We start from the raw sequence: 13,624 nt of genomic DNA on the forward strand, positions 1-13,624 counted from the left end.
CCCCATAACTACCACTGATTTTTTCCAAAGCTGTATACAGTACGGAAGCAAATAATATTAGCAACGCTATCAATGGAAATCTAATGTAATTAGCAATTTCAAAGATATAAAGTAGATTCAAAAGAAAAATAATTACTGTTGCAAAAATTAAGCCATTCACATTTAAAAAATTCCTTTTTGATAAGTTTACTCTGTTCAATTGAAACCCCTCCCTAATGAAATTTTACATTATTCTATTCTACGGTAGAACCTCATAACCCCTTTTTGGGTTATGAGGTTTTTTAGTTGTCGACCTTTGCTATCCAGTTTCAGTCCTTCATGCTGGGGTCCCACCAACATTTTGACGTAAAACCCACGTTAAGACATTTTTGGTAGTAGAATGAGGTTTTTCCTTACTCTAAGCTAGGGAATGGTCTCTAATACCAAGGGTTCCAGCCTTATCGTGGGAAATGTGTTGAAAAGTTGGAGCTATCCCTATATAAACACAAATCACTTCTAAATAATGTATTTAGCAAAAAGTATATACCGCATAAAGAGCCTTCATTATAAAAATAAAGGCTCTTTATGCGGTATCAGCCTATGGGCTGACTGTTGGTTTCAATCCAGGCTGTGATCTCTTCAAAAGAGTATATATGGTTAACAACATCAACCGTAAAATCTTCAGCTGCTTTTTGAGGAGCTCTCAAACGATATCCGTTGTATTTTAAAAACTGGACCATAGAAACAAACGCTGTTCGTTTATTCCCGTTATGAAAAGCATGATTTTTAGCAAGTGAATCAAACAGAGCTGCAGCCTTCTCAAACAAAGAGCCATATCTGTCTTCTAAAAAGGCGGATTGTTGTGGTCTGTGAACAGCTGAATTCAACAGAGAAGGGATTTTTACTCCTTCTTTTTCGGTAGGACTGTATTTCTTAATGAGATATAAATTGATGGCTACAATCTCTGTTTCCGTTAAATATCGAACAACATCCATTACCTATCTTTTAATCCTTTAATCGTTTCATCGTACTCGTTCAAGGTACTGTTAAGCACATCGAAGAAATCAGGGCTCAATCCTTCTGGAAGAGAAACCTTCTGTTGTCTCTTCGAAATCTTTATCACATCGCCATCTACTTCTACAGCCAATAAATCACCTTGTATAGCTCCAATTTTTCTAAGAGCTTCGGTCATGTTGATCCCTAAGCTATTCCCTACCTTCGTCACTTTACGTTCCATTTCCATCTCTTTCACCATGCCCATTTTGGATTTCCTCCTTATATGTTATGTCCATAATGTAAAATGGTTAAACAATTATACTGTATATACGTATATACAATAATAACATAGAATATGTAAGAATGCATAACAAAACCAAGGAACTACAGATCCTTGGTTTTGTTTGGTCTTATTTATAAAAAAGAGAGAAGTCTCTTTTAGCTTACGCTTTTTTTAGACGTTTGTCAGGATAAACGTGTAGCAGATGCTTGAGAGAGCAATCCTACGACGATTAACGTCGACTTTCCGATCTACTACCCAATTCGATGTAACATACAATACTCATAGAAGGGAAATTCGAGCAAAAGTCGAATCTATATAGTATTCTATTTTAATAGGTCGGATATGATTATACGTCGGTCGATTGTCGGTAGTCGGATAAAAAGACGATAAAGGTCGGAGGGTCGAAAATGAACGGATTACTAAAAAAGAAAGATGTTACGGAGGCTGTTGGTGCCCCAAAAACTACTATTCACGACTGGATGCAAGAGTTCTCCGCATTCATTCCGAAAATAAAGAACGGACAAACAGTGTATTACAAACCGCAAGCGATCGATGTTTTGCTTGAGATCAAGAGAATGCGCGAAGAAGGACTCGATAAAACTCAAATAGCGATGGAGCTTCCAAATATGGGATTCGCTATGGATGCGGACGAAACGGTCAACAAGGTACAAAAGGTAAGATTGCAAGCAGAGCAATCGGGGAATAGAGACGCTCTCATGACTGTTATGCAGACAATGGCGGTTACTATGGAACGGATGACAGAGCTTGAGAAGGCTGTCCAAGAGTCAAAAGAAAAGCAACTAGAGCAGGAACGAAGAAACGAAGAACTCGAGAAGAAGATTGAGAAGCAAAATCGATACATAGAAGAGAAGCTTGAAGAAAGAGATCGTAAACTCATGGAGGTAGTGAGACAGTCGCAAAAGGAAACGACTAGCCAGATCGCAGCTGCTCAAGAGGCACAGGAGATCGAACGGAAAAATAAAGGATGGCTTAATCGATGGTTTGGAAAGTGAGACTTGCAGAGATGCGGGTCTTTTTTGTGATAAAATTATTTCTTAACAATCATTGATGTGAATGACAAGGTTGTAAAAAAATATTTTTATTCCCTTTAGATATCATGAAATATTTGTAATTTGTTCAATAATATTACTTTAATTTTGTGATAATATTAATCCAATAGACAAAGTCTGTTATTTTTTTACCCTAAAAAAGAACATACGTTCGCAAACGGAGGATAAAAATGTCTTGTAACCTTAAAAAATCTCAATCAACTATTTTTAATTCATTTCTATCAGAAAAGGATAATGAAGACGCTTTATATGAATATAACCAAAATCCTTCAGAAGAAAATAAGAGGAATTTAAATAAAAAATTTAAGAGTTTTTATTTTAAAATACGCGCAATTGCTTATTTTTCTAAAGCTTTACCTTATGAAGCAAGGTACTTTGATAAACGAATACGACAACATAATAAACGTTTCAGTATCAGTTTAGATAAACCTATAAATCAGGAGAATACGACATTGAAGGATCAGTTGGTAGCAACGAATGATGGGTCAAGAATCTACATATATGAAAACGTTCACCAGATAATTAATGATTCAAAACTTGAAAATGCATTGCGAACGTTAACAGAGAAACAAAGAAAAATCATTTTATTAAATGTTGTTTATAAGTACAAAGATATTGAAATTGCGAACGCACTTAATATAACCCAACAAGCCGTTTCTAAATCCAAAAAGCAAGGACTATTAAAGTTAAGGAGGTATTTTAATGGAGCCGATAGCTGAACAATTTTTCCTTCAAATAATTGGGAATGTTGGCTTTCCCATTGCAATTACTGTTTATTTACTGCATCGATTTGAGAAACGCATAGAGTTATTACAAGAAGCTATTAATTCTTTATCTGAAGTTGTCCGTAATAGCAAAAAGGAGTGATATAAACATTGAATTCAGAGGGGTATAATAAAGAGATAGAGGAAGTAATTAAACTAATTACACCCAAAATAAAAAAAGAACTTTTACAAACTTCATTAGAAAATCGAGAGGATCTACATCAGGTACTTATGGAGTATGTAATTCGTAAACTCAAATCTGATACACTAGCAAATGTTCCAGGATTTTTTGAATTTATTGAGAGCTAAAAAACTCACCTCTAACGCGGCGAGTTTTTTAGCTTGTTTATGCGATTAATTTTGAGAAATAGTAATAAGCACAAGATAGATGATGTAAAGCCGATATACCTTAATTGATCTACGGTTGAATTTCTGTTGTAACTAAATGTATCAACTAAAGCTATTATCCAAATCACTGTAATTAAAAGGTTGTAATAAAAAACAAACTTCATACTTAAATCATTCTTATTAAGAAATCTCTTTAACAATGCCAATACAACCATACAAATGCAGAGTGAAATAAATACATTAACTTCAATATTTGTTGGACCGGAATCGCCTTCGACATAAACCATTTGTAAAAGGAAGGTTAAAGGAAGACCTATTATAATAAGCAATATAACAAATAAATCTAAAATTTTTTTCAAAAATAATCATCCTTTTTAAATAATGGTTGTTAATTAATTAGTAGGTGCCCCTTTATATATTGAATCGTGCATGATTACAAAAAAATGGGGGAATCAATTATGCCAACTTGGAAATCAACTTATGTAGCCGGAGAATATATCAGTTATTACGCAACAAATAATGCTATTCACATTTTAAATTCACCATCTTTACAAAGAGCAGTAAGTGCAGGGAATGCGTTTGCAGTTGCAGATGCAATGAAAAGAGTATATGCAACTGAGCGTCGTGAATCACTAATGATTGATACAGAATCTTTAGCTATTGAGATTTACGGGCATGTTTATCCTGGTAAGTTATTTGATAAGATTAAGGGTCTAGCTTCAGTATCATCCACTGTGAAGAAATTCGTTGATAGTCTATCTGACCGTACAGAAATCATAGATTGTGGTGAGTCTTCTGTAGATGGTAATCGTTCAATTTGGGATGCTCTTGTAAATCTTGTAATTGTGTAAATAACACTAACCAATCATTGATCGTTAACGATCAATGATTGGTTTTTTATATAAATTATCCATTATTAATATATTTTGTCAATAACACCACATTTAAGATCTGTGGTGTTTCTAAAGAAGTAAAAAAGCAAATTTAAAACAATTAAAATTAAAACCACGACTTAAGCCGTGGTTTGATTTTCCTTTAAAATAAGGCAGGTAAACTAAAAGTTTGATAGAATTAGTCTAGAAATGAGAAAAACCCCTCTGGTTTGGCGGCCGTGGGGTTCTCTCGATCTGAAGGATTGTTATACCCTTTTTTTAGTTGTTATATGGTTATTCTACCATAGGGTATACGATTCCTTCCACTACTGGGGAGGATTTTTTTATGGAAAATTTAAACGCCTACGAACGCGCCAGATATCATACCTGGTTTCATCATAACGAGGCAGACGGATACATAACCCTTGCAAAGAAAACGAAAAAAGGATTTCAGCAATTTCATGTGAAGCCGAAACAGTTGGCACTGAAGCTCTCAAAATGGCTCGGAGAGGACGTTTATTTCTCTCAGAACACTTTTTATAAGCCTCAACGCCAAATTGAGCTCATACGGCAATTGCGGTCGTTATATGTGGATCTGGATTGTTATCTCTTAAACTATGATCCGAAATGGATCATCGGAAAACTAGAATTAGAGTTTTTTAATCAAAGTATTCCAGAACCTAGCCTTATTATCTTCTCAGGTAGAGGTGTAGTTTTAGTCTGGCTGATTGATCCTGTACCTTACCAAGCCCTTCCGTTGTGGCAAGCTGTTCAAAATCATTTTGTACAACAGTTGAAAGCAATGGGCGGAGACACACGAGCGACGGATGCTGCACGTGTATTCCGTCTTGATGGCAGCATTAATTCCAAAAACGGAGAAGCTGTCCAAGTTCAATACCGGCATGATTATCGATACGTACTTCGTGATATTCAAAACGAATACTTACCAGATCTTCAACCAAAGAAAAAGACACGAGGACGTCGTAAGACTGTTGAAAGGCTTTTTAATACATACTCATTACACCATGCGCGTCTGCTTGATCTCGTGAAGCTTGTGGAACTGCGAAACTTTGATGTAAAAGGATACCGAGAGACCATTCTCTTTCTCTATCGATACTGGCAGTGCTGTTATGTGGCAGATCCGGAGGAAGCTTTAAGGCAAACACTAATCTATAACTCACAGTTTTTGGAACCATTGGCTGAAAAAGAAGTGATTCGTGCCACCAAGAGTGCGGAGAAGGCATGGAAAGCCAAAAATAGCGAAGAGGCGAACACTGTAGCCAAAGAAAAAGGCTATCCAGGAGCCGGCTACAACCTAAAGAACGCTAAAATCATCGGATGGCTCGATATCACGGAAGACGAACAGGTACAGCTGCAGACAATTATTGGACGTAACGAGAAGAGAAAACGTAATACTGAAGCTAAAAGAGAACAACGACGAAGAGAGGGAATGAAGCCTCGTAAAGCGTATCTTGATGCCCAGAAGGAAAAGACAGAGGACAAGCTATGGTTGTTGCAGAAAGCTATAAATAAATATCCAGATACAACACACGAAGAGTTAGCGAAACTATTAAACATTGAAAGATCTTATGTAAGTAAGTTACTCAAAAGGCTTTAAAATTGTAAAAAAATGTATGTGACAGGTATGTCTCTTTATATTAAGGGGACGTAGTCCCTGCCCCTTTATGGGGCTTCTGTTTTTATTCGTACCTTTTTACATCTACAACCTCAGTTTGTATCACTCTCTGTGTTTGAGCGTGCGGATGTTACGTTTGTAGTCACTCGTGTAGATCCGTATTTGTTTGTAGTTCAGCAGTACGGGCTGTATAAGTTAAGCGTACTTTATAAGGGGAGGATTCTTTTGATTGAGGCTATTGTTTTAATCGGTTGTATCTTTATTTGTATTGCTTTAGATTATGGTGTGGAATATTGGAGAAGACATCGCTAATTGAGGGTTTAAAAAGTCTTTAATATCTGTTTAATAACTTATGCTTTTCTTTTACAGAGCTGCAAGTCTAAGTTTTCCTTCTATGACGGGCCCGAACACCAGGTTTTTTCTTGCTATCGCTTCGAAAATCAAATGACCCCACACAGGCAACATCATCCTATGTGGGGTCATTTGAACACCTGGTGGTCGGGCTGTTTTTTAGTTAGAAGTGGTTACTTTTTGGTAAGGTTTAATCTTATAGATTATAGCTATAAAACAATGAAGAAAAATCCATTTAAGTTTGTTTATTTGGTTAGGTTAAGAACATGGAAAAATATTTAATGAAGTGAGTTTATGTATGTTTATAGGCAGAGGAAAGTAGTAATTACATACGTAAATGGATAGATAACATAAAGGATAATCAATTTATATATGATTTACGCATCGATTTCGGTGTTTTTCCTTATGGATAAAGGCTTGATGCTGCTCAATAAAATATCGTAAACACCAGAAGACCTCACACACCCAACGTACACGGGTCTGTGAGGTCTTCTGGCACTCTTTTTAAGAGCAGCAACAAAGTAGTTTTTAGTACATGCTCTGAGAAGCTCATATTTTGGTTTTAAGAGATTTTTAGTTCGTGTTGATTTGAAATGCGTAAAATTTTGCGACGTGTATTCAAGGGCTATTTAATGTCTTTATATGAGGATATTTATTTATTCTCTTGATTTTCATACATGAATTATATATTCTCTCATTTCTTGAGGATCATTGTTTTTTTAGATGGTAATTTGTATTGTAATGGAGAAAAGTTAAAATTCACCATGTGTATAAAGTTGATATTTTTACAACGGTCTTGTCCTATTTTTCTAACCCTCCCGAAGCCAGGTAGGAGGGTATGGATAGGAAGGTTCCCCCGATAAGGATTGGGTCTTTATATCTTATGTGCTACATAAATAAAAAGTTACGTTTAGGTTTCTTAAGAAAAAAGATTCCTACAGATAGACATTGAGTTTTCCAGCAAGAACAATATGTAAATGGGAATAGTGAAGAACTAAAGTTAAATATTTATCTAAAAATGACGATGTTTTAAATAAAAGGTACTGTGATCATTTTTCTGTATTTGGGCGCTTGGAAAAATAGGAGTGAGTAGCGCAACCGACTATAGGGAGGAACACTTAATGATTAAGACTAGTACCCAAATTTTAGATTTAAATGCGCTTGTATCTGCTCTCGAAATCAACTTAGCAATGATTGAATTTAATTTAGACAGAGAAGTTATTTGGGTGAATGACAATTTCGCTCAAACGATGGGTTACAGACGTAATGAAATGATAGGATTGGATCATAAAAGCTTTTGTACAAAAGAATACAGAGAAAGCAAAGAATACATAAAATTATGGGAAAACCTTAGGTTAGGTGAAAAATTTCAAGAGAAGATTGAACGCATTGATAAAAATGGAAATATACTTTGGCTCGAAGTAACATATATTCCCATTTTAGATAACGAAGGAGCAGTAAGTGCAGTCCTGAAAATCGCAACAGATATTACAAATCGAGAGAATAGCACAACAAACATTATCTCTAAATTAAAACAGATGCCTAATGATTTAGTAGATATAGTAATCATGAATTCTAATGAAAAAATAAAAGCATTAGAGTCATTAAAAAAACAAATTGATTTAATTAGTCAAACATCAAAACTCATTAAAGATATATCTTCACAAACAAATTTATTAGCTTTAAATGCAGCAATAGAAGCAGCTCGGGCTGGAGAATACGGAAAGGGATTTAATGTTGTAGCTCAAGAAGTAAGGAAATTATCAGATAACTCTAAGGAAGCAATTCAAGAAGTTGACTTAAACATCAAAAACATTACAGCAGAACTTTTAACCGTTAATCATATAACAGAGGACTTGCAAAAAATAGTAAACGTTACAAAATCAGAAATAGATGAAACAATATCTGATTTTGAAGCTATGTTATAAGATTGTGCGATGTTTAGTTACAGCGCATCTTAATTGCATAGAAACGAGTGGAATCATACACACAGTAGGTTGTACACATATAGTAAAGGTATGACCGATAGAGTGCATCCCTGATATCACCAGCGCTGTATTGGTTTTTTTCAGCTGCCGGTTAAGGGGGAGAAAACATGAAAAAAAGAAAGTGTCCATGTCTGAAAAAGACTCCTTTGATCAGACCTCTACATTCACTACCACCTATCGTTTGTAAAAAACGATGTTGCCACTCTAAATAATAATGTATACCGACCGAGTTCTCCAAACAGAACGCGGTCTTTTTAAATCCTGACAAATAAAAAGAGAAGCCTTTTTATAGACTCCTCTCTTGTAAAACGGATCGAACTTAGTGATGGTTACGATGACAGCTGCATCTTTTCTTTTCGTATCGTTTACACTTGTAGTAAACGGTACGAGAAGGTTCGCATTTTCTTTCGTGTCTTCTACGACAACAACAGTTTCTATAGCCTATGATTATTCCCCCCCTAGAAAAATAATCCGACCCTATTGAACGGATCCGGTTCCTATATGCTATGCCGGTAGGGACAAGTTGTATAGACGATTATGGTTATTGTTTAAAGTATTCTATTCTCTATTCGTGAGTCGTTAGAGATATTTTTTAAGATTAGAAATTAGTTAGAGAGTATACTTCATTTATGTTTTTGAACCCCGATATCTATTAGGGGTGATTATAATGGGAAGTAATTTACTTGGAGATGCTGAACTTTCTATTTCTGTGATTCCTTTCGTTTTTTTATTTGTTATATTAGTTGTGATTGCTGTACTGATCAGGATGTTATTTCGTTGGTTGCCGAGACAAGTATTTAATTTCTTAGTCAGTTGTGGTTTATTAGCTGGTGCGTTTTTATGGGGCTATCTCACGTTTTACGCAGAGTGGTTTCCCTATTTTTAGGGGTAATCTTTCAACGAAGCAAATCAATGAAATCGAGAGAAAACGGAAGATCGTAATTTTTAATTATGTAGCTTTTTTGAACGTATTTCCCGAACGCAAAAACCCTGAATTTCGCCGAAAATGGCTGGATTCAGGGTTTTGTTTTTTGTTTTGGTTCCGCAAAGGATTTTTATGTTAACTAGATTTGTATAGAGTATTCATATCTTCTTTCTCATTTTTGAATATTATTTTTCAAATATTATGCCTATTTTATTGAATATTAATCTTGATTTCAGTCATAACGCTAGTACAAAAATAAAAAGATCGTTAGTGTAATTGAATTGCACCCACGGTCTTTTTATTTGTTATTCTTCTACCTCTGTTCGATCAGGACGAATAACGGCTATGCCATGCTTGAAGATCAACACTTCTTCCTTTTTAACCAATAAAGCAATGCTGTATTAATCATATTCTGTGAACTTTCCTTTTATTTTTGTGCCGGATGTTAAATGAACAACGACAGGTTGATTCAGAAATTTTGTATATAGTCGTTTCTGAAGTTGATGAGGTGTGTTTTTGAATTTTTGTTGTATTTTTTTTGTTTCGTTTCTGTGGTAGTCATAGTTTAACCTCCTAGTGTTGATTTTATATAACTGTATCATGAGTTGGAAGTATTTAAAAAATATGGGAGATTAGTAGAATGGATTCCTATTAGTAAATGAATTGTTCGTTTAACCTGAAAGAGGTAGAAATTTTAGCGAGTAAAACATGAAATTTGGAGGTTTCCCCCTTTTTATGACGAAATATACTTTTATTCCAAATATAAGGAGGATAACTATGAAAAAAAGTATTAAAAATGTATTAATGGTTACAGGGTTATGTTTAGGAATTGTTTCGGTATCAACTGCTGTTCATGCTGCTAGTTATGATACGACTGTTCCAGTGTTTAAAGATTTTGAATCATCAAATGTAACCAAGAGTGGAACATCATCTGGACAAAATCATGCTATAACCTTTGAAGGTGCAGGAAAATTAGTAGCTTGGATTGAAAATGAAGGCGGATCCAATATAACTAATAAAGTTACATACTCAGCTCCTCAAAGTATGCCTTTACATTATTCTTTAGGTGGGGACAAATGGACTGGAAAAAAAGTTCACTTAAATCTATCGACATCTGCAGATACTTACAATTCGATTGAAACTTCAGGAAATTGGTACAATTACGGTTACTGATTTAAATTAATTTAAATATAGGATGTCCTCAGTCCGGGGACATTCTTATTTTTACAAAGGAGAAGGAACATGAAAACTTACATTAAAGAGGAGTTTAAGCGTGCTTTCATATCGAAAAACACTGCAATTAGTCTAATCTTATGTATAATTTGTATTCTAGTAGGCTCTTTTGAATCTTTTTATTTATTTGGTTTTCTACAAAATAATGCATTTAATCTATTTATGCTTTCTTATAGTGAAGGGACAAGTGCAATCTTAAGTACTTTGTTTCCTTTGATTGTATCTATTCCTTTTGTATCTTCATATTTATCTGATGTAAATTCGGGACTAATAAATTACATAGTGTTAAAAACGGGGAGATTAAAATACCTTACGATAAAATTAATAGTTAATGGGGTAGTTGGTGGATCTGTAATTGCCGGAAGTTTATTCTTTTCATTTATAATTTATTTAATTGTTACAGGTTTCTCTAAGGCTGAACTTAGCAATTCAACTGTAGTTTTTGGTGATATTTATCAACAAAATCCTGTTTTGTACATTTATTTACTTATCCTGAACTCATTTATTTGTGGTATGTGTTTTTCCACTTTTGGAATAGGGATGTCAACACTTCTAAAGAATAAATATTTATCTGTAATCTTCCCTTTTTTATTTTATATTTTTTCAGGGACAATCTTATTGCAGATTAATAAGCTGTTTAATTCTGTAATTACATATGATTTAAATTTTTATTATGATCTTAAGTATACAGATGTTTTGCTTTACCAAGGATTGTTATTCTTAATTGGAATCTCTCTATTTTATTCAGGAGCTAAAATTAATGAAGAACAGACAGTCTAATTTTTTTTTAGCATGTAAACTACTATTAATTATGTTCAATTATAAAACTTTGTTTTTGATAACTTGTTTAATGAGTATTTATAGCATTTTTAAGTTTTATCAATTTATAAAGATGCCTTTTCAAAAAAACATTTATGATTTACTTTTATTTACTTTCAGCGACTTTTATTTTGTTTTTTATGTATTAAGTTTACTTTTTTTATTAACTCTATATAAATATTTACCTACGTCAAAGTTTAATGAATACCTAATTATTAAATTTGAAAATCGAAAAGTATGGTTATTTTCAAATTTAGTATCTATATTATTCATTGGTGCAGCGTTTATTTTGATATTAATTTTTATTTGCCTATTGGAATCGTTCGGTAAAGTGGACTATTTAAATAAATGGAGTGAATTCAGTCGAAATAACTATAAATACTCATTAGGTAATATTTTCAATTCTTCTTCGCCTGTCATCATAGCTTTAAACAATATCGGAATGGTTTATTTATACCTCTGTATACTAGGTTTTACTTTTTTTATAAGTCATTTAGTTTTTAGAAATAGTATACTTAGTTTTGTCATTGCTTTTGGAACAAATCTTTTTAGTGTAATAATCTTTATAGCAAAAATTCAAGTACTTTATCAATTTACTTATATTTATTATGTTTTAATTTTGATGAAGCAGTATCAAATAAATGTTATAAAAGAATTTACTTTACCATCACTTATGTATTGGTTTTCGCTAATTCTAATAGTCTTACTAATTAGTATGTTTAGATTAAATAAGGTAGATTTTTATTGGAGAGGAAAATGAAATTAATTAGGATTGTCAAAAGAAATCTTATCAGTTTGTTGACATACAAATCTGTATTTTTTATCAGCTTTGTGTTTATTAGTAATTTCATTCTCACAAAAAATCAATTTGAAAATGAAGGATCGTTATTGTTATTAAGTTTTATAGGCCCAGTTAATTTAGGATTTGATGTTTTAAAATGGTTGCTAATTCAGTTACCTTATATAGTTATTATTGGTGAATTTTTTTATAGAGATATTACGCATAGAATGATTTACATATTCCCTCGGATAGGAAATGTTAAAGTATGGTTTACTAGTGCGATTGTGACTATAGCTATTTTTGTATTGATATACTACCTCTTGGGATTTGGGATAACTTATACTTTATTTAAATTATTCGGGAACGTACAAAACTCTAAGAGTATTCTTGAGAATTTTATATTATTTCAAGAATATACAACTGTCTCTTTATTGTATAACCTATTTTCTCTACTAGTGTTATCATCAATCATCTTAATTTTAATAAACATGATCTTTACAATTTTTATTGGAAATTCTACTGTTTCCTTTACCTTAATAATGGTGTTTATTTTAATTTCCATATTAATAAACAGCACATTCCCCAATTTGACAAAATGGTGGCCAGTATCGCAAGGAGTTCTCGCTTGGCATGATTTTACTTATTTTACTTTATATTGGTCTTATGTATATTTGTTATTACTATTGATTATATTGCCATTTATATATTATTTCGTGTTTTTAAGTAAAATGGAAAAAATAATATGTATTGAAAGGTAGGTCAACTATGAGTAATATAGTTAAAATTAATAATCTTACTAAAATTATTAAAGGAAATATTATCTTAGATAATATTGATCTTGAAATAAAAGAAGGTTTAATTTACGGAATAATTGGGAGAAATGGTTCTGGAAAAAGTATGTTATTCAAATCAATATGCGGTTTAATTTCACCTACAGAGGGTTCTATCGAAGTATTTGATAACATTATTAGTAAAGGGAAATTTCCTAAAAACTTTGGGGTGTTATTGGATTCTCCAGGTTTTATACCTGAATATAGTGCTTTTAAAAATTTGAAGTTATTAGCCTCTATAAATAATAAAGTAACTGATGAGCAAATCATTGAAATAATTATAAAATTAGGTCTAGATCCTTATAATGAAAAACCTGTTAAAAAATTTTCCTTGGGAATGAAACAAAGACTTGGAATTGCACAATCTATTATGGAGAGCCCAAAATTACTTGTTTTAGATGAGCCTATGAATGGATTAGATGAACAAGGTGTACATGATATTAGGGATCTAATTTTAGATTTAAAGCAGCAGGGTGTTACTATAATATTATCAAGTCATAATTCCGAAGATATCAATGTTCTTTGTGACCTTGTTTATAAAATCGATAATGGTAAATTAGTGAAGTTTAAAAATGAAAAAGAGAAAACAAAATCGCTAGGTTAGTTATTATTATAATTTGTAAAAACAAGAGCGGACTTGTGTTTGTGTAGGTATTTAACGGATAGACAGATATGCCAGCAATAAATATTTTCAATGAATACAAAAACAAATAAAATAACAATAAAAAGTATTTTGTTAATCTTTCTTT

General features: G+C 32.8%; 14 protein-coding genes and 1 riboswitch. Of the genes, 11 read left to right on the top strand and 3 right to left on the bottom strand.

The window, feature by feature from the left end; translation table 11 throughout:
* The 3 genes from IHV09_RS22550 to IHV09_RS22020 all read right to left on the bottom strand — a co-directional run.
* A partial coding sequence (locus IHV09_RS22550; protein ID WP_231618457.1) for a hypothetical protein occupies window positions 1-199 on the bottom strand: 199 nt, incomplete at its 3' end.
* 373 nt (window positions 200-572) lie between these two features.
* The gene (locus IHV09_RS22015) at window positions 573-974 is read right to left on the bottom strand and encodes a type II toxin-antitoxin system death-on-curing family toxin (RefSeq protein WP_197265481.1); all 402 of its coding nucleotides are present in this window, start codon (window positions 972-974) and stop codon (window positions 573-575) included.
* Complete coding sequence (locus tag IHV09_RS22020; protein WP_370569020.1) at window positions 974-1,240, bottom strand: AbrB/MazE/SpoVT family DNA-binding domain-containing protein; 267 nt, start codon at window positions 1,238-1,240, stop codon at window positions 974-976. The genes IHV09_RS22015 and IHV09_RS22020 overlap by 1 nt, the downstream gene beginning before the upstream one ends.
* A 425-nt stretch (window positions 1,241-1,665) precedes the next feature.
* Here IHV09_RS22020 and IHV09_RS22025 point away from each other — a divergent pair, with 425 nt between their 5' ends.
* From IHV09_RS22025 to IHV09_RS22075, 11 genes are all read left to right on the top strand, one after another.
* Entirely contained in the window at window positions 1,666-2,271 is a 606-nt protein-coding gene (locus tag IHV09_RS22025) for a MerR family transcriptional regulator (RefSeq protein ID WP_197265482.1), read from the top strand.
* Window positions 2,272-2,498: 227 nt separating this feature from the next.
* Window positions 2,499-3,047 (top strand): sigma factor-like helix-turn-helix DNA-binding protein, encoded by a 549-nt coding sequence (locus IHV09_RS22030; RefSeq protein ID WP_197265483.1) that lies wholly within the window; start codon window positions 2,499-2,501, stop codon window positions 3,045-3,047.
* Window positions 3,031-3,195 carry a YvrJ family protein gene (locus IHV09_RS22035; RefSeq protein ID WP_197265484.1) on the top strand — a complete coding sequence of 55 codons (165 nt, stop codon included), beginning with the start codon at window positions 3,031-3,033 and terminating at the stop codon, window positions 3,193-3,195. The genes IHV09_RS22030 and IHV09_RS22035 overlap by 17 nt, the downstream gene beginning before the upstream one ends.
* An 8-nt stretch (window positions 3,196-3,203) precedes the next feature.
* On the top strand, window positions 3,204-3,401 hold the full coding sequence (locus tag IHV09_RS22040; protein WP_197265485.1) for a hypothetical protein: 198 nt from the start codon (window positions 3,204-3,206) through the stop codon (window positions 3,399-3,401).
* A gap of 497 nt (window positions 3,402-3,898) precedes the next feature.
* Window positions 3,899-4,291, top strand: a complete 393-nt coding sequence (locus IHV09_RS22045) for a hypothetical protein (protein WP_197265486.1) — start codon at window positions 3,899-3,901, stop codon at window positions 4,289-4,291.
* Window positions 4,292-4,658: 367 nt separating this feature from the next.
* Window positions 4,659-5,930 (top strand): replication protein, encoded by a 1,272-nt coding sequence (locus tag IHV09_RS22050; protein WP_197265487.1) that lies wholly within the window; start codon window positions 4,659-4,661, stop codon window positions 5,928-5,930.
* 1,398 nt (window positions 5,931-7,328) lie between these two features.
* Window positions 7,329-7,412, top strand: a riboswitch (cyclic di-GMP riboswitch).
* 8 nt (window positions 7,413-7,420) lie between these two features.
* Window positions 7,421-8,227, top strand: a complete 807-nt coding sequence (locus IHV09_RS22735; protein ID WP_197265488.1) for a methyl-accepting chemotaxis protein — start codon at window positions 7,421-7,423, stop codon at window positions 8,225-8,227.
* Between the two features lie 727 nt (window positions 8,228-8,954).
* Window positions 8,955-9,173 (top strand): hypothetical protein, encoded by a 219-nt coding sequence (locus tag IHV09_RS22060; protein WP_197265489.1) that lies wholly within the window; start codon window positions 8,955-8,957, stop codon window positions 9,171-9,173.
* 816 nt (window positions 9,174-9,989) lie between these two features.
* Window positions 9,990-10,385 carry a hypothetical protein gene (locus tag IHV09_RS22065; protein WP_197265490.1) on the top strand — a complete coding sequence of 132 codons (396 nt, stop codon included), beginning with the start codon at window positions 9,990-9,992 and terminating at the stop codon, window positions 10,383-10,385.
* Between the two features lie 69 nt (window positions 10,386-10,454).
* On the top strand, window positions 10,455-11,225 hold the full coding sequence (locus tag IHV09_RS22070; protein WP_197265491.1) for a hypothetical protein: 771 nt from the start codon (window positions 10,455-10,457) through the stop codon (window positions 11,223-11,225).
* A gap of 1,585 nt (window positions 11,226-12,810) precedes the next feature.
* Entirely contained in the window at window positions 12,811-13,479 is a 669-nt protein-coding gene (locus IHV09_RS22075; protein WP_197265492.1) for an ABC transporter ATP-binding protein, read from the top strand.
* The last annotated feature ends 145 nt before the right edge of the window (window positions 13,480-13,624 follow it).

Source organism: Fictibacillus sp. 23RED33 (genome assembly GCF_015903925.1).
GTDB classification, from domain to species: Bacteria; Bacillota; Bacilli; order Bacillales; family Fictibacillaceae; genus Fictibacillus; species Fictibacillus phosphorivorans.